This is a genomic window from Phytohabitans houttuyneae (assembly GCF_011764425.1).
GTDB classification, from domain to species: Bacteria; Actinomycetota; Actinomycetes; order Mycobacteriales; family Micromonosporaceae; genus Phytohabitans; species Phytohabitans houttuyneae.
Window position 1 is genome coordinate 26,467 of the sequence record NZ_BLPF01000004.1, and the last position, 16,445, is coordinate 42,911.

Below are 16,445 nucleotides of genomic sequence, written 5' to 3' on the forward strand. Positions count from 1 at the left end.
GGGCTCGTCGATCTGGTGCTGCCGGCCGCCTGCGCGGGCTGCGGCGCCGAGCGGGTCCCGATGCGGTACGGCGTCTGCACGCCCTGCTCCGTAGGGCTGGAGGGCCTGCGGCCCGGCCCGACCGCACCCAGTCCCGTGCCGCCCGGGCTGCCACCCTGCACGGCGCTCGGCGCGTACGACGGGGTGCTGCGCGACGTCCTGCTCGGCTACAAGGAGCGCGGCCGGCACGGCCTGGCGGTACCGCTGGGCGCACTGCTGGCTGACGTGGTGGCGGCTTCGCTTGGCGGCACGCGAGGTGGCGTACTCCTCGTGCCGGTGCCGGCCACCGCGAAGGCCGCGCGGGACCGCCACGGTGACCACATGGCGCGGCTGGCCCGCCGTGCGGCGGGGCACCTGCGGCGGGCGGGCTGGCCCACGGCGGTGTCCATGCCGGTACGCGCGCTGCCCCGGCCGGACTCGGCGGAGCTCGGCGCGACCGCCCGGGCCGTTGCGGCGGAGTCGGCCTTCCGGATCCGCGCGGGGCGGGTGGCCGCGTTGCGCGGCGCGGCCGCCGGCAGGGCCGTTGTGGTGGTCGACGACATCGTCACCACAGGTGTCACTCTGGCCGCGGTGAGCCGGGAGTTGAAAATGGTCGATGTGCAAGTGGATCGTGTTGCGGTGCTTGCAGCCACGCAGTTGCGTTACGGGTAGTAGGGCTCTTTTCACCCCATCGTGCTAACTGGGCGAATCTCCCCGAAACGGTCTTGGGAGGAGGGGTGACTAGTGAGCGCACAAGAGTTAGCGTCGTCTTCACCGGGGTATGAGCATTGGTTCAACCGCCGGAAGGGCAGGCGCAACCGTCCTAGCCCTCGCAGCCGGAGAGGAGGCGTAAATCCCTTCATCGTCATCCGGCACTGGGCCGGTGACGTCACCACAGAACCATCGTGGGGGAGGTCACGCGTGGACATCGTCGTCAAGGGGCGCAACGTCGAAGTGCCCGATCACTACCGCGTACATGTAGGCGACAAGCTCGCCAAGATCGAGCGCTACGACCAGAAGCTCATCCGAGTCGACGTAGAACTATTCCACGAGAGAAACCGGCGACAGTCGGACTACTGCCAGCGTGTGGAGATCACCGTCTACACGCGCGGACCGGTGATCCGGGCCGAGGCGTGCGCCAAGGACTTCTACGGCGCACTCGACTCCGCGATCGCCAAGCTCGACACCAGATTGCGCCGCGCCGCCGACCGGCGGCGGGTGCACCGCGGCCGCCACACTCCCGTCTCCGTCGCCGCTGCGACGGCAGGCCTGCCCACCTCGTGGGTCAACGAATCCACGGCAGCCGCGCCCAACGGTTCAAAGCCCGCCACGGCCGTCGAGTCGTCGATGGATGAGTACGACGACGACCAGCCTTGGCACATCGTCCGGGAGAAGGAACATCCGGGCGAGCCGATGACCGTTGATGACGCGCTCTTCCAGATGGAGCTCGTCGGGCACGACTTCTATCTCTTTCTCGACAAGGAGAACGGTCGGCCGAGCGTCGTGTACCGGCGCAAGGGCTACGACTACGGGATCATGACCCTGGCGGTCTGATCCCTCGCCACGTCCGCGGCCAGCAGGCCGTAGACGACGTCGTCGACGCGGGTGCCGGAGATGCCGGGAAGCCGACCGCGGAGGTAGCCCTCCCGCCGGAAACCGGCCTTCTCCAGCACCCGCTGCGACGCGGCGTTGCCCGGAAGCGTGCCCGCGGTGAGCCGGCCGATGCCCGCCGACTCGACCGCCCAGCGGGAGAGCAGGCGCACCGCACGGGTCGGCATGCCACGACCTCGCCAGGCCGGCAACATCGCGTAGCCGATGCCGGCGGTGGCCGTACGCGGCTCCTCGTAGTAGAGGCCGATGGTGCCCGCGGGTGCGCCGGTGTGCGCGTCCGTGATGACCAGGTCGGCCCGCTCGCCCGCCAGCCACCACCCTTCGGAGCGGGCGCACCGCAGGTCGACCTCCTCGCGGTCGGGCACGATCGGCGGCACGCTGGTGCCGGCCACGTCCGGCAGCGAAAGCAGCGAGTGCAGAAACGCGGCGTCGCCCGTACCGACGGGTCGCAGGGTGACCGTGCCGTCGGTGAGCAGGCCGCCGGGCAGGTCGGGCAGCAGCCGCCGGGTCGGTTCGGGCGGGTCACCGGCGAGGCGGGCCCAGACCACGAGGTCGTACCGCCCCGCGATGCCCTGCCCGCCGCTGCGGCGGATCCCCTCGCGCTGGTACCCGGCGGCTATCGCGACCCGCTGGCTCGCCGCGTTGGCGAGGTCGGTGAGCAGTTCGAGGCGGCTGAAACCGCGATCGAACGCCCACGCCGACAGCGCCCGCGCCGCCGCGGTGGCCACTCCCCGGCGCCGGGCCCACGGGGCGACCCAGTAGCCGATCTCACCTTGGCTGCGCTCGGCCACGATCCGGTTGATACTCACGCCGCCGACGAGGCGGTCCGTCGCGGGGTCCGTCACGGCGTACGCCGCCCCGCCGGCTGCCCACGCGGACGGCGCGCCGTACGCGATCCAGTGCGCCGCGTCGTCCCGCGTGTAGGTGTGCGCGTTCGGCTCCTCGTACCCGGCGGCGAGGTCGTCGACGTCCGCCTCCCGAAACTGGCGCAGCCGTATGCCGTCGGCGTGAATGACGATCACGGGACGAGACCTCCCACCCAGGCGTCCTTCCGTCCGCCACGGTAGGGGAGCGCGTCGCGCTGCGTACCCTCGATCGTGAAGCCGGCCTTCTCCGCGACTCGCCGCGACGCATCGTTGCCCACCTGCGCGCGCCACACGATGCGGGCCAGGCCGAGCGACGTGAAGGCCCATCCGCACAGGGTGGTGAGGGCCGCCGTCGTGTACCCGCGGCCGCGCGCCCAGGGCGCCGCCAGGAAGCCGACCTCGGCGACCATGGGGTCCTGTGCCGAGACGGTCAGCTCGATCGAGCCCGACCACGCGTCGCCGGGATCCGCGACCGCGCAACGCATGCCGTCGCCACGTGCCCATTTCGCCGGCGCCGTGTCGACGAACCCCTCGGCGTGCGCCCGCTCGTACGGCTCCGGCACCGTGGTCCAGCGCGCGCTCTCCGGATCGCGGCACGCGGCGACGATCGCATCGAGGTCGCGCGCCGCGGGTGGCCGCAGCCGCAGGCCATCCCCCATCGGGAGTACCGGCTGTGGCGCGCCGAACAGGCGGGCCCGCCGCACCGTCTGCTCGTCGATCACGGGATCCATCGGGTCGCCGGGGAGCAGCCCGCCGACCCAGCCGTTGCTGCCGTCCTCGGCCATCCGCAGGTAGCCGTCGACCCGGAAGCCGGCGCGGAGCGCGACGAGCCGCGAGGCGTGGTTGCCGACCGCGGCCTGCCACACGATCCGCCGCATGCCCAGCGACTCGAACGCCCACCGCGACACCACCCGGGTCGCCCGGGTGGCCACTCCCGCACCGCGGGCCCACGGCGCGGTCCAGTAGCCGACCTCCGCCGAGGCGAGCACCCGGTCGATCGTGACGAGCCCGCAGGAACCGAGCAGTTCACCGGTATCCGGGTCGATGACCGCGAACGGCGCACCGGTACCTTCGCGCCACGCGGCCTCCGAGTGCTGGGTCACGAAGTAGCGGGCGTGCGTGGGCAGATAGGGCGACGGCACGCGGGTCCATCGCTGGATCACCGGATCCTGGCACGCCCGGTGAACCGCCTCCGCGTCCTCGACCCGCCACGGCCGGAGGATCAGTCCTTGATCATTAATCTGCGGCTGGGTGTTCGCTTGTGCCCCCACGCGGCAATGTTGCCGTACCGTTCGCGGCGGGCATAACCGAATACGCACTGCCTGTGAGGCAAAATGTCCGCTTTGGCGCGATCGCCGGAGACGTGGCTGACAGTTGCGCCGAAGGTGCGCCTACGATGGTTCGGCAGACTGTCCAAGGGGAGCGTTGACCCGTGTCGATTTTGGAAAAGGTCCTTCGTGCCGGCGAAGGCCGCATGCTTCGGCGACTCAAGGCGGTCGCCAACGCCGTCAACTCACTCGAGGATGAGTACACCGATCTCACCGATGCTGAGCTGCGGGAGCTGACCGATCAGTACCGGCAGCGCGTCGAGGACGGCGAGACCCTCGACGACCTGCTCCCCGAGGCGTTCGCGACCGCCCGCGAGGCAGCCTCGCGGGTGCTCGGCCAGCGGCATTACGACGTCCAGGTGATGGGCGGCGCCGCGCTGCACTTCGGCAACATCGCCGAGATGAAGACCGGTGAGGGCAAGACCCTTACCTGTGTCCTGCCGGCGTACCTGAACGCCCTTTCCGGCAAGGGCGTGCACGTGGTCACGGTCAACGACTACCTGGCACAGCGCGACGCCGAGTGGATGGGCCGGGTGCACCGGTTCCTCGGCCTGAGCGTCGGCGTGATCCTTCCCAACCGCCCCTCGGCGGAGCACCGCGCGGCGTACGAGTGCGACATCACGTACGGCACGAACAACGAGTTCGGCTTCGACTACCTGCGCGACAACATGGCCTGGTCGCGGGACGAGCTCGTGCAGCGCGGCCACAACTTCGCGATCGTCGACGAGGTCGACTCGATCCTGATCGACGAGGCCCGCACCCCGCTGATCATCTCCGGCCCGGCCGAGCAGTCCGCCCGGTGGTACTCGGAGTTCGCCACGGTCGTGGCCCGCCTCGAGCCCGGCAAGGACGGCGAGGGCGACTACGAGGTCGACTACGCCAAGCGCACGGTCGCCATCACCGAGCGGGGCGTCGCCCGGGTCGAAGACCGCCTCGGCATCGACAACCTCTACGAGTCGGTCAACACGCCGCTCGTCGGCTACCTCAACAACGCCATCAAGGCGAAGGAGCTGTACCGGCGGGACAAGGACTACATCGTCAACGACGGCGAGGTGCTGATCGTCGACGAGTTCACCGGCCGCATCCTGCACGGCCGCCGCTACAACGAGGGCATGCACCAGGCCATCGAGGCCAAGGAGCACGTCGAGATCAAGCAGGAAAACCAGACGCTCGCGACGGTCACCCTGCAGAACTACTTCCGGCTGTACGACAAGCTGGCCGGCATGACCGGTACCGCGCAGACCGAGGCCGGCGAGTTCAACAAGGTGTACAACGTCGGCGTCGTCAGCATCCCGACCCACCGGCCGATGGTCCGCCTCGACCGTCCGGACGTCATCTACAAGACCGAGAAGGCGAAGTTCAACGCGGTCGTCGAGGACATCGCCGAGCGGCACGCCCTCGGCCAGCCGGTCCTTGTCGGCACGGTCTCCGTGGAAAACTCCGAGATCCTGTCGCAGATGCTGCGCCGGCGGGGCATCCCGCACGCCGTGCTCAACGCGAAGTACCACGCCAAGGAAGCCGAGATCATCGCGCAGGCCGGGCGCAAGGGCGGCGTCACGGTCGCGACCAACATGGCCGGCCGCGGTACCGACATCCTGCTCGGCGGCAACCCCGAGCACCTCGCGGCAAACGAGCTGCACCAGCGCGGCCTCGACCCGGTCGAGCACGAAGACGACTACCAGAAGGCGCTGGAGGAGATCCTCCCGCGGTGGAAGCAGGCGTGCGACGACGAGGCCGAGGAGGTCGCGGCCGCCGGCGGTCTGTACGTGCTGGGCACCGAGCGCCACGACTCGCGCCGCATCGACAACCAGCTGCGCGGCCGCTCCGGCCGGCAGGGCGACCCGGGCGAGTCCCGCTTCTACCTGTCGCTGCAGGACGAGCTGATGCGCCGCTTCCGCGCGGGTGCGGTCGAGGCAGTCATGGAGCGCTTCAACATCCCCGAGGACGTGCCCATCGAGTCCAAGATGGTCACTCGCCAGATCAAGAGCGCGCAGGGCCAGATCGAGGGCCAAAACGCCGAGATCCGTAAGAACGTCCTCAAGTACGACGAGGTGCTCAACAAGCAGCGCCAGGTGGTCTACGCCGAGCGCAAGCGCGTGCTCGACGGCGAAGACCTCAGCGACCAGGTCAACCACATGATCGACGACGTCATCGAGGCGTACGTCACGGGTGCCACCGCCGAGGGCTACGCCGAAGACTGGGACCTCGAGCAGCTCTGGACCAGCCTCAAGCAGCTGTACCCGGTCGGCGTCACCATCGAAGACCTCGAGGAGGAAGCCGGCGGCGAGCGCAACAACCTGGACGCCGACTTCCTGATGGCGCGCCTCAAGGAGGACGCGCACGCGGCGTACGAGCGGCGTGAGCAGGAGCTGGGCACCGAGGCCGTCCGCCAGCTGGAGCGCATGGTGCTGCTGCAGGTGATCGACCGCAAGTGGCGCGAGCACCTGTACGAGATGGACTACCTCCAGGAGGGCGTGGGCCTGCGGGCGTACGCCCAGCGCGACCCGCTGGTCGAGTACCAGCGCGAGGGCTACGCGATGTTCGCCACGATGATGGACGGCATCAAGGAGGAGACGGTCGGCTTCCTCTACAACCTGGAGGTCCAGGTCGAGGAGGCGGCGCCGGCCGCACCCGCCCCCGCGTCCGGCCCGGCCCCGCTGCCGATGCCCGACGACGCGACGGTCGAGATCCGCGCCAAGGGCCTCGGTCGCCAGCGCCCGCAGCAGCCGCTCCAGTACTCCGCACCGACAATCGACGGCGCGGCCGGCGACGGCGCGGTCTTCATCGAGCAGCAGCAGGACGCCGCGCCCGCCCTAGGCCTGGGCGGTCCAACCCCACCCCGCGCGAGCGGCCGCCGCCCGTCCCCGTCGCCCAGCCAGGCGTCGACCAGCGCCGGCCCGTCCCGCAACGCGCCGTGCCCGTGCGGGTCCGGCAAGAAGTACAAGCGCTGCCACGGCGCCCCGGCCGGCGGCGCCTGACGCAACGGCACCGGCGAGGGCTCCCGCACTGCGGGGGCCCTCGCTCTTTGTGGGGGGCCGTGCGCCTGGCTCACGCAACCCGACGACGCCCTTCGCGGCGCGCTGGTCGCTGGGCGCGCGCCGAGGCCCCGGCAGGGCGACTCAGCCGGCGGCCAGGTGCATCCACGGGGTCTGGGGCGGGCTGGTGGGGGCGGCGCAGCCGGCCGCGATAGTCCAGACGAGAGCGATGTAGCCGGCGCCTCCCTCAAGGCCGACGTGCACTCCCGCCCCGGCCTCGCCAGGGAACCGCAACCACGTCGGCGGGCAGCCCGCAAGCACCTCGGCGGAGGGGCGACCAGTGGCCACCGCATCCGATACGCAAGCCGGCGGACCGCGATGATGGAGCCCCGGGGCGCCCACCGCTCGCGTACGCAGATGAGCGCCCTGGGGGTCGGGCACGCGCGGGACCCAGAGCGGCCCGCGGTGGGAGTCGGTGAGGGGTCAGACCAGCCGGACGGCGGCGCAGTGCCAGCGGCCGCGCTTGCGCTCCAGGCGGAAGGCGAGCGCCCACGTGCGGCCGAACAGCGCGAGTGCCGCCGCGCCCTCGGCCACACCTGCTCTCGGCTCGCAGACGCGCAGGTGGCGCACGATCACGAACCTGTGGCCGCGGGGCAGGCTGCGGCCGGGGTCGTGGGCGCGGCGAAGGCCGTCGGCGCGGTCGAGGCAGGCGGCCACCTGCTCGATGACCGCGGAGGCGTTGTGCCCCGTGAGGTTGCGGATGTGGGCGACCGGACGGTAGCCGTTGAGAATTTCCAGGCAGACGTCTAGGAAGCGGCGGGCGGCGCGCTTTGTCTCCTCGGACGCGTCGGCAAGCGCCGGTGGCGCCGCCGCGCCGTCTGAGGAAGTGGGCACGGGGGCGGACGGGGTGGGGATGCCCGAGCGGACGCGTGGCACCGGGATCGGGGCGTGCCGCCGGTGGCGGGTGGCCCCGTCGAGCTGGAGGGCGAGCTGGTCGCGCAGCGGCGGCGTGGCCTCGTCGTCGAACGGCGGGTCGAGCGCGGGAGCGGGCCGGAGCCGGATGGCAGGGCGAACCTTCGCGATCATGCAACACCCCGATCAGGGCCAGAGATCTTGCGTTTGCCTTTGTTTGCCTCCGTTAGCCATCAGTTTCCGGCACCCATCGAGCAGCCGTCAACGCCACCCCCACCACCTGTGGATAACCGCCGACGGGCTCACTCGACCAGCGGGTTTTGCTGGATCCACTCGGCGGTCTCGGTGTACATGCGCTGGATGTACTCCTCCAGCTTGGCCCTCTCCACCCGCCACTGGCCACGCCCACCGATCTTGATTGCGGGAAGGTCGCCGCTGCGGACCAGGTGGTAGACCTGCGAATCCGAGACGTTGAGCTCGGCGGCCACGTCTGCCAGCAGCAGGAAGCGGGAGGTCACTGCTTCAGTTTGCCATCGACAGCTTGCGAGTCCACCGTACGGCTCGCGAGTGGGCTCGAGTACACCACGCTGGTCGTGACCGCGCCCAGGCCGCTGATCCGCCCGGCGACCTCCTCCAGGTGGCGCATCGAGCGGGCCACCACCTTCAGTACGAAGCAGTCCTCGCCGGTCACATGGTGGGCCTCGATGATCTCGGGTGTGGAGTCGAGCAGCGCGTGGAACGGCCGGTAGTTGCCGGTCGGGTACCGGAGGCGGACGAACGCCATGATCGACAGGCCGACGCGCTCCGGGGAGATCGTGGCGCGGTAGCCGGTGATCACGCCGGACTCCTCAAGGCGCCGCACCCGCTCGGCCACCGCGCTGGGCGACATCGCCACGGCGCGGGCGAGGTCGGCGAAGCTCATCCGCCCGTCGCCCTGCAGCGCGTCGAGGATCCGCCAGTCGGTGGCGTCGAGTGCCGGTGATTCCACTGCCATCCGCCGACAGTACCGGCGAGACGACGGCTCTAGAAGCCCAGCGCCGTGCGATGGCGGTGTAGCGACTGAGCGCGGATCCGTACCGTCTCATGCATGACCAACCAGCAAGCCGTCGCCTGGTTCGAAGCCCGGCTGGCGTTCCAGACCGATGTTTCCGACGTCCAGGCGGCACTGGCCGCCGGCGACCCCGGCTTCACGCTCGTCGACACCCGCGACCTGGCCGCCTGGCGGCAGGGTCACATCCCGGGCGCCGTCCACCTGCCGCGCGCGATGATCCCGGTGCGCGGCGACCGCCTCCTCGACCGCGGGCGTCCCGTCGTGACGTACTGCTGGGGTCCCGGCTGCGACGGCGCCACGAAGGCGGCGCTGGAGCTTGCCCGCCGGGGTACGAGGTCAAGGAGATGATCGGCGGCATCGAGTACTGGATCCGCGAGGGCTTCGCCGTGGAAACCGCGGACGGCCTGGTAGCGCGGCCGGTCGACCCGCTGACAGCCCCGGTTCATCATTGATCAACCGGAGGGTGTAGGACATCTACGACAAGGGGGTCGAGGCCCGGGGGGTCCGCGCGTGCCAGATCAGCTCATCCGGGTCTATGTCCCGGCGACGCTTGCCATGCTCTCGGCGCTCCGCGAGCGGGGTGAGATAAGCGGGGCGGAGGCACACGCCGTGACGCCCGCGCTCCGCGAGTGGTACGCGGAGGGCGACGAGGAGGAGCTGGAGTACGTCGCGTTCACCCGCGCCGCACAGGGCGCGCTCCGCCTGCTCCGCCACGACCCGGGCGCGCCCCGCCGGCGCGTGGTGATCTCGGCCGACCTGCCGGCGGGCGCGGTGACCCGCGAAGACCGCGAGCTGGGCTCGAGCGAGGTGCGGCTGGCGGCTCCCGTCCCGCTCGCCGCCGTGGCCGCGATCCACATCGACGGCCAAGGCGCGGCCGACGACATCGCCGCCGCCGCGGACGTGGTCGAGGAGGCGCTGGCCGGCGACCCGGACGCCCAGTTCACGGTGGATGGCGCCGAGGACCACGAGCTCGAGTGGTACGACGTGAGCGAGCTGGAGACGATCGCCTAAGCCCAGACGACGACCGGCGGCACCGGGCGCCGCCCGGGCAATCTGGAGACGATCGCCTACGCGGTCCGCTTCGGCATCGTGCGGCCGAACATGATGATCGCCACGATCGCGCCCACGAAGAGCACCACCAGCGCGTTGTTGACCCGCGAGCTGTCCATCATCTGCTGCGCCGTGGCGTCCGCCTCGCTCACCGAGCCGGCCAGGGCCAGCACGTCAGCGCCGAGCGTGCGGATGATGAACTCGGCCGCGCCCAGCAGCAGCCCCGGCCCCGCGCCGGCGATCGCGTACGCCGGCCATTTCGGCGCCACGGCCTCCTCGCCCGCGCGGCGGGCGGCCCGGCGCAGGTAGAAGTAGGCCACCAGCCCGGCGGCGAGTCCGGTGCAGACCGCGATCGTGAGCGCGGACCAGCCCGAGGCGCTGAGGCGCGAGGAGGGGTCGTCCTTGCTCCCGTAGAGCGACATGAGGTGGGGCTGGAAGTTGTCCAGGACCTGCTCGACCGCGAAGACCACCAGCCCGGCGGCCACGATCGCGCCGGCGACCGCACGGGCGCGGACCGCGGCGAGCGCGCCGCCGGCCGTGACCGCGGCGGCCAAGGTACCGGCGAGCACCGTGCTCGCCTCGCCGCCGCCGTAGCTGGAGATCACCACGAGCGCGGCGATCACGCCGACCGCCAGGCCGGCGCCGACCGAGGCGGCGAACCGCAGGGGCGTGCGCAGGCGGCGCAGCAGGTGCCCCACCGCGAGGCTGGCGGCCGCGCCGGCGACAAGGCCGGCGGAGATCACGGTCGGCAGCGACATGGCCGCCGAGGTGATCGCGAGCGTGCCCTCGCCCGAGGTGATCTCGGCGTGCGAAGACCACATCATCGCGGCGAGCCAGGCCAGGGCGATGACCGCCAGGACACTGGCGCCGAACGCGGGTGGGCCCTCGGCCGCGGGCGTCTCGGCCCGCCGGGCCCGCACGGCCTCGGTGACGCTGGACTGATCGGTCATCGTCTCCCCTTCACCCGGGCAGCCAGGCAGCTTCTCAGCGTACGCCGCAGGCCGGGAACGCTTGCGGCACCCACTGGGAGACGCCGCCGCGACCGGCACGTCATGTAAGGATGGAACAACTCAGAGACCCTGACAGGAGCCCACCATGGACGCCGCCTTCGTCGTACCCGAACCGCACAACGAACCGGTACGCACCTACGCCCCGGCACCCCGGAGCGCGAGAGCATCCAGCGCCGCCTCGCCGAGCTGTCGGCCGAGCGTGCGGAGCTGACGATGACCATCGACGGTGAGCAGCGCATGGCCGGGGTGCGGCGATCGAGGTGGTACAGCCGCACCGGCATCGGCATGTGCTGGGAGTCACCCACAACGCAACCAACGCGGATGCCGCGGCGGCGGTGACGGCCGCGAAGAAAGCCGCGCCGATGTGGCGCGCCCTCTCGTACGCCGACCGGGCCGCGATCTTCCTGCGCGCGGCTGACCTTCTCGCCGGTCCGTGGCGGGACACGCTCAACGGCGCTACCATCCTCGGCCAGTCCAAGTCGGTGTACCAGGCGGAGATCGACGCCGCGTGCGAGCTCATCGACTTCCTGCGCTTCAACGTCCACTTCGGACAAAATCTCCTCGCCGAGCAGCCGCTCTCGTCGGCGGGCATGTGGAACAGGTTCGACCACCGGCCGCTCGAAGGCTTCGTGTACGCGGTGACCCCGTTCAACTTCACAGCGATCGCCGGCAACCTGCCCGCCGCCCCCGCGCTGATGGGCAACACGGTGGTGTGGAAGCCGTCGCCGACGCAGCAGTTCGCCGCCCACTTCACGATGCGGCTCTTCGAAGCGGCCGGCCTCCCGCCCGGCGTCATCAACATGGTGACCGGCGACGGGATCGCGGTGTCCGAGGTGGCGCTCGCCGACCCCGACCTCGCCGGCATCCACTTCACCGGTTCCACCAAGACGTTCCAGACGCTGTGGCAGACCGTGGGGCAGAACCTCACCGGGTACCGGTCGTACCCCCGCCTCGTCGGCGAGACCGGCGGCAAGGACTTCGTCATCGCGCACGCCAGCGCCGAGCCGGACGGGCTCGTCACCGCGCTGGTGCGGGGCGCGTTCGAGTACCAGGGCCAGAAGTGCTCGGCGGCCTCGCGCGCCTACGTGCCGCGCTCGCTGTGGGAGGGCGGCGTCCGCGACGCGCTGGCGGCCACCGCCGACTCCCTGACGTACGGCGACGTCACCGACCTCGCCAACTTCGGCGGCGCGGTCATCGACGCGCGGGCGTTCGCCAAGCACGCCGCCGCGCTCGACCTGGTGAAGAACAGCGCCTCCTGCACGGTCATCGCCGGCGGTACCGCGGACGACAGCGAGGGCTGGTTTGTGCGGCCGACGGTCGTCGAGTGCGGCGACCCCGAGCACGAGATCTTCACGACCGAGTACTTCGGGCCGATCCTCGCCGTGCACGTCTACGACGACGCTCGCTTCGAAGACGTGGTGAAGCAGGCCGAAGGCATCGCGCCGTACGCACTGACCGGCTCGGTCTTCGCCACCGACCGGCGGGCCGTCGACTGGGCCTCCAACGCCCTGCGGTACGCGGCCGGCAACTTCTACATCAACGACAAGCCGACCGGCGCGGTGGTCGGGCAGCAGCCGTTCGGCGGCGCGCGGGCCAGCGGTACCAACGACAAGGCCGGGTCGTGGCACAACCTGATCCGGTGGACCTCGCCGCGCACCATCAAGGAGACGTTCGTCCCGCCGACGGACCACACCTACCCGCACATGGGCTAGCCCACGGCGGATACCGACTCGATCCGGGAGAGCAGGAAGACGCGCTCGTCGTCGCGGAGCTGGCACCAGGCCGAGAGCTTCGGCCCGTCCAGCTCCGTCGGCTCGATGACGCGGCGCGTCGACTCGCCGTCGCCGTCGGTGTAGAAGATCTCGATCGCCGTGCCCTGGCTGACCGCGCCGACGAGCAGCAGCCGCTGCGGGGTGGTGAGGTGCGCCGCGTGGTCGCGGACGTCGCGGGCGACGCTCATCGGCGTGGGTCGCAGAGGCGCCTCGGTTGCTTCCTCTACATAGGACGAAAGCAGCCGCGCCGCCAGCGCCGCCACGTCGGCGGGGTTGCGCGGCGGCCGGCTGCGCGACTCGGGGCGGCGCGGTGTCGGAACCCGGTGGCGCGGCGCGCGTTCCACGGTGGCGACGCCGTCGGCGTCTTCGCCCGACGGCGCGTACCCGGCGGCGCGCAGCGCGGCGAGGGTCTCGGCCGGGCCCTGCGTACTGGCGAGCACCGTGGGCGCGAGCACGGTGAGCCCCAGCTGGCGCAATGACCGCGCGCCGGCGATCTCCGCGAGGAGCGTGGGGTCGTCGGCGCGCATGACGCAACCGACGCCGCGCACGCGCACCCGGCCGTGCTGGCGGCCGACGTCACCGACCAGGTACTCCAGCACCTGCGGGACAGTGCCACCGACCGCCGCGGCGCGGAGGTCGGTGAGCAGCCCGTCCGGCGTGTGGCCGGCGTCGAGAGCCGCGCGTACCGACGCGGGTGAGAACCGCCACGTGACCGCCCCGCCGCCGGACTCGCGGACCGCGGACGTGTCGAGCAGCGCGGCGAGCGACGCGGCGGGAGCGCCCGGCACGAGGGCGGTGAGGTCGTTCTGGAACACGGCCTGCGCGACGGCCGCCGGGAGCAGGGCCGCGACCGCCGCCTCGGGTGCGGTGCCGGCGAGCAGTGCCTTGCCGATCGGCGTCAGCGCGCCGTGCGCCAGCGCCCCGACGAGATGCGCCTCGCGCCACAGCGATTCGAGCAGGCCGGGGTCGCCGGAAAGCATCGGCAGCCGCCACCCGAGCACGTCCGCGAGCCCGCCGGCGGCGCCCTTTCCGTCGGGCAGCTCGGCCGCCGCCTGGAGCAGGGCTGGGCGCAGGTCGTACGCGGCCATCCCCACCGCGTCCCGGATCAGTGCGGCCGAGCCGTCGACCGCCAGCGGCGCGGCCGGAAGGTGCGGCCACACGCGCAGCAGCGGCGCGAGGCGGCCGGCCGGCTCGGCGGCACACCACTTGTCGTACGCCTCCGTGGGCAGCACCCGCATCTCGGAGACGCCCACCAGGCTGGCCGCGTACGACAGCTCGAGCCACAGCCGTACCTCCGGCTCGCCGCAGCCGACCGACTTGGCCAGCCGCCGCAGCTCCCGCGAGCCCACGCCGCCGGACTTGAGCAGCGCGACGGGCGACGCGGCGATGGCGCCGAGCAGCGCGGAGGCCTGCTCCACCGCGGTGGTGGCCGCCGCGGCCGCCTCCCGCGTCACGGCCTCCGGCGCGACGTCGACGAGGTCGGGCGAGGGCGGCAGCGGGTCGAACGGCGCCCGCCACTCCGGCCCGCGCAGCGCCATACCGACCTCGCCCGGCATCTGCGCGTGCTGCCAGCCGTCGGAGACCAGCAGGCCGTGGCGCACCGCCCAGGCGACCGGGCCGTTGGCGGGACGGTCGTAGATGCCGATGGCCACCATGGGCCCGTCCCACGCGACCTTCGTGAGCAGGTCGCGCGCCGCCACGGGGGCGGACGCGACGATGGAACGGACGCGCTCGCCGTCGGCCAGCGCGGCGCAGACGCCGGCAAGGGCGGTTGCTCGGGTACGCCCGCGGGGCAGCCCGAGCGCGGCAGCGATCTCCTGCAGCTCGGGGATCGGTGCGCCCTCGAGGAGGCGGCGGGCCGGCAGCCCGAGGTGGAGCGGATGCTCGAACGCGCTCCACAGCGGACCGGCCATGCGCAGCTCGTCGCCGTCCGGCCAGACAAGGGCCCGCTGGGCGAGCACCGTGAGGGTCGCGGCGAGCTCGGGGTCGTCCGGCTTGCGCCCGAAGGCGGCGGCGAGCTTGTCGAGCGCGACCAGCGGCCCGCCGAAGGCCTGAAGCGCCTCCACCACCTGCACAGCCGGTAGCGGCAGCGCGCCGGCCGTCATCATCACGGCGTCCGCGTCCTGCAACCGTCCGGCCAGACCGGTCAAGCTGGACACCTGTGGCCGGTCCAGCGCCTCGGGGCGGCGGGCCAGGACGGCGGCGAGGTCGGCGGCGGGGAGGCTGGCGAGCCATCGCACCAGAGGTGAGGTCACGAAAGTTCACCCTCTCGCAGTGACGGCCGCATCGCCAGTCCCTGGTTCGTGCCAAACCCGTGTCGCGCCGCCCCACGGGCCCGGTCGCGGGCCATAGCGTTTCATCCATGGACGGGGTACTGGACGGCCGCTACCGGCTGGAGGGGGAGATCGCACAGGGCGCGATCGGCGCCGTGTGGCGAGCCGTCGACATGGCCAACGGGGGCTGGTGGCCGTCAAGATGCTCCGTCCCGAAGCGGCCGAGCAACCCGAGCTGGTCCGGTGTTTCCGTGACGAGTTCGGGTTGCTCGCCGCCGCCAACCACCCGTCGGTCGTACGCCCGCACCGGCTCATCGACACCAGGGACGCGCTCGCGATCGTCATGGACCTGGTGGAGGGTGAAGACCTGCGCAAGCGGGTGCGCCGGGACGGACCGGTGCCGCCGGCCATCGCGGCCAACATCGTGGCGCAGGTGGCCGACGCGCTCGCCTACCTCCACGGGGTCGGCATCGTCCACGCCGACGTGAAGCCGGGCAACCTCGTCGTGCCGGCGGACGGTGGCCCGGTGCGGGTCGTGGACTTCGGTGTGGCGCGCCGGATGAATGCCGCGCCGCCCGTCTCCATTCACGCCACGCCGGAGTACGCCGCGCCGGAGGTGGTCGGCGGTGCCGCTCCGTCGCCGACCGCGGACGTGTACGCGCTGGGGATCGTCCTTTTTGAACTTCTCTGCGGCCGGAGTCCGTTCCGTGGCGGGGGTCCGCTGCAGGTGTTGCGCCGCCACGGGATGTGCGCCGCCGTACCGCCGCCGGGCCTGCCGCCGATCGTCTGGCCCGTCATCGAGGAGTGCCTCGCGCCGGATCCCGCGCACCGGCCGGACGCGCGACTCATCGCCGCCCGGCTGCGCGGGGTGGAGCCGGCCCTCGACGGCGCGCCCGCGATGCCCGCCCTCGCCGCCGACCAGATCACGTGGTGGCCGCGCCCCGCCGGTGCAGCCGCGGCGGTGGCGAAGGTGACGTGGGTCCCACTGCGGGCCGCCCCCGTCTCGCCCGCTTCGGCGTATGTGGGGCGGATGGTCTCGATTCCCGTGGCGGGCATGGGTTCCGCTGTCGAGCTCGGCGCGGCGTACGGCACCGACAGCCCGTGGCCCGGCGCCAACACCGAGCCGGTGCCGATGCCGGTGCCGGCGATGGCCGCTCCGATGCCCGCGCCACCGAAGCGTCGGCGGCGGTTGCCGGTCGTCCTCGCGGGCGCCGGGGCGGCGGCCATCACGGCGGCCGCGGTCGTGGGCACGCTTCTGTTCGTGGGTGGAGGGTCCGCCGGTACCACGCCCGCCGGCCCCGCTTCGGCCACACCGCCAGTCGCTGCGGTCACACCCGCACCGGCAACGACTCCTTCCACAGTGGTCCCATCCACGATGGACCTACCGCCCGGGATGGAAGACTGGCCAGACATCGGTGATGTGCTCCCGACCCCGCGCCGGGTAGGTTGATCACTTCTCGTGATCAACTAACTACGGGTCCTCACCGGACTGTCGGGCACGGACAGTGCACAGTGGAGGATATCGCCCCGCGGATCACGCGAAATCCTGGACGCGGAGGCTACAAAGTGGCAGCGTGGA

At 72.0% G+C, this 16,445-nt stretch carries 12 protein-coding genes and 3 pseudogenes; 8 read left to right on the forward strand and 7 right to left on the reverse strand.

Annotated features, from left to right (window positions below; translation table 11 throughout):
• The first annotated feature begins 15 nt into the window (after window positions 1–15).
• The 3 genes and pseudogenes from Phou_RS42605 to Phou_RS55900 form a co-directional block, all read left to right on the forward strand.
• Window positions 16–690 carry a ComF family protein gene (locus Phou_RS42605; protein WP_173071354.1) on the forward strand — a complete coding sequence of 225 codons (675 nt, stop codon included), beginning with the start codon at window positions 16–18 and terminating at the stop codon, window positions 688–690.
• 249 nt (window positions 691–939) lie between these two features.
• Window positions 940–1,297: pseudogene (gene hpf / locus Phou_RS55895) on the forward strand (ribosome hibernation-promoting factor, HPF/YfiA family); the annotation flags it as partial.
• A gap of 74 nt (window positions 1,298–1,371) precedes the next feature.
• Window positions 1,372–1,572: pseudogene (locus Phou_RS55900) on the forward strand (sigma 54 modulation/S30EA ribosomal C-terminal domain-containing protein); the annotation flags it as partial.
• Here Phou_RS55900 and Phou_RS42615 read toward each other — a convergent pair.
• Window positions 1,545–2,651, reverse strand: a complete 1,107-nt coding sequence (locus tag Phou_RS42615) for a GNAT family N-acetyltransferase (RefSeq protein WP_173069323.1) — start codon at window positions 2,649–2,651, stop codon at window positions 1,545–1,547. The pseudogene Phou_RS55900 and the gene Phou_RS42615 sit on opposite strands and share 28 nt — an antisense overlap.
• Window positions 2,648–3,766: a GNAT family N-acetyltransferase gene (locus Phou_RS42620; protein ID WP_173069326.1), complete on the reverse strand. Its 1,119-nt coding sequence runs from the start codon at window positions 3,764–3,766 to the stop codon at window positions 2,648–2,650. Before Phou_RS42620 ends, Phou_RS42615 begins: the two co-directional genes overlap by 4 nt.
• Before the next feature lie 161 nt (window positions 3,767–3,927).
• Here Phou_RS42620 and secA point away from each other — a divergent pair, with 161 nt between their 5' ends.
• On the forward strand, window positions 3,928–6,801 hold the full coding sequence (secA, locus tag Phou_RS42625) for a preprotein translocase subunit SecA (protein ID WP_173069329.1): 2,874 nt from the start codon (window positions 3,928–3,930) through the stop codon (window positions 6,799–6,801).
• Between the two features lie 480 nt (window positions 6,802–7,281).
• Here the strand turns inward: secA and Phou_RS42630 are convergent, their stop codons facing one another.
• From Phou_RS42630 to Phou_RS42640, 3 genes are all read right to left on the reverse strand, one after another.
• Window positions 7,282–7,884: an Rv3235 family protein gene (locus tag Phou_RS42630; protein WP_173069332.1), complete on the reverse strand. Its 603-nt coding sequence runs from the start codon at window positions 7,882–7,884 to the stop codon at window positions 7,282–7,284.
• Window positions 7,885–8,012: 128 nt separating this feature from the next.
• Complete coding sequence (locus Phou_RS42635; protein ID WP_173069335.1) at window positions 8,013–8,228, reverse strand: helix-turn-helix transcriptional regulator; 216 nt, start codon at window positions 8,226–8,228, stop codon at window positions 8,013–8,015.
• Window positions 8,225–8,704: an Lrp/AsnC family transcriptional regulator gene (locus Phou_RS42640; RefSeq protein ID WP_173069339.1), complete on the reverse strand. Its 480-nt coding sequence runs from the start codon at window positions 8,702–8,704 to the stop codon at window positions 8,225–8,227. The genes Phou_RS42635 and Phou_RS42640 overlap by 4 nt, the downstream gene beginning before the upstream one ends.
• Window positions 8,705–8,797: 93 nt before the next feature.
• Here Phou_RS42640 and Phou_RS42645 point away from each other — a divergent pair, with 93 nt between their 5' ends.
• Window positions 8,798–9,109, forward strand: a complete 312-nt coding sequence (locus tag Phou_RS42645) for a rhodanese-like domain-containing protein (protein ID WP_308784966.1) — start codon at window positions 8,798–8,800, stop codon at window positions 9,107–9,109.
• 162 nt (window positions 9,110–9,271) lie between these two features.
• Window positions 9,272–9,772 carry a DUF6912 family protein gene (locus tag Phou_RS42650; protein ID WP_173069342.1) on the forward strand — a complete coding sequence of 167 codons (501 nt, stop codon included), beginning with the start codon at window positions 9,272–9,274 and terminating at the stop codon, window positions 9,770–9,772.
• A gap of 56 nt (window positions 9,773–9,828) precedes the next feature.
• Here the strand turns inward: Phou_RS42650 and Phou_RS42655 are convergent, their stop codons facing one another.
• On the reverse strand, window positions 9,829–10,761 hold the full coding sequence (locus tag Phou_RS42655) for a hypothetical protein (protein WP_173069345.1): 933 nt from the start codon (window positions 10,759–10,761) through the stop codon (window positions 9,829–9,831).
• A gap of 145 nt (window positions 10,762–10,906) precedes the next feature.
• On the opposite strand from Phou_RS42655, the pseudogene pruA reads away from it, so the two are divergent.
• Window positions 10,907–12,533: pseudogene (gene pruA, locus Phou_RS42660) on the forward strand (L-glutamate gamma-semialdehyde dehydrogenase).
• On the opposite strand, the gene Phou_RS42665 reads toward pruA, so the two are convergent.
• Window positions 12,530–14,848 carry a helicase-associated domain-containing protein gene (locus Phou_RS42665; RefSeq protein WP_173069348.1) on the reverse strand — a complete coding sequence of 773 codons (2,319 nt, stop codon included), beginning with the start codon at window positions 14,846–14,848 and terminating at the stop codon, window positions 12,530–12,532. The pseudogene pruA and the gene Phou_RS42665 overlap by 4 nt on opposite strands.
• 175 nt (window positions 14,849–15,023) lie before the next feature.
• Between Phou_RS42665 and Phou_RS42670 the strand changes: the two genes are divergently transcribed.
• Window positions 15,024–16,316 carry a serine/threonine-protein kinase gene (locus tag Phou_RS42670; protein ID WP_281365176.1) on the forward strand — a complete coding sequence of 431 codons (1,293 nt, stop codon included), beginning with the start codon at window positions 15,024–15,026 and terminating at the stop codon, window positions 16,314–16,316.
• Window positions 16,317–16,445 lie beyond the last annotated feature (129 nt).

Excerpts from the sequence above, each read along its gene's own strand:
- Phou_RS42630 (WP_173069332.1), bottom strand. The coding sequence starts at position 7,884 with ATGATCGCGAAGGTTCGCCCTGCCATCCGGCTCCGGCCCGCTCCCGCG.
- Phou_RS42640 (WP_173069339.1), bottom strand. The coding sequence starts at position 8,704 with ATGGCAGTGGAATCACCGGCACTCGACGCCACCGACTGGCGGATCCTC.
- Phou_RS42655 (WP_173069345.1), bottom strand. The coding sequence starts at position 10,761 with ATGACCGATCAGTCCAGCGTCACCGAGGCCGTGCGGGCCCGGCGGGCC.
- Phou_RS42645 (WP_308784966.1), top strand. The coding sequence starts at position 8,798 with ATGACCAACCAGCAAGCCGTCGCCTGGTTCGAAGCCCGGCTGGCGTTC.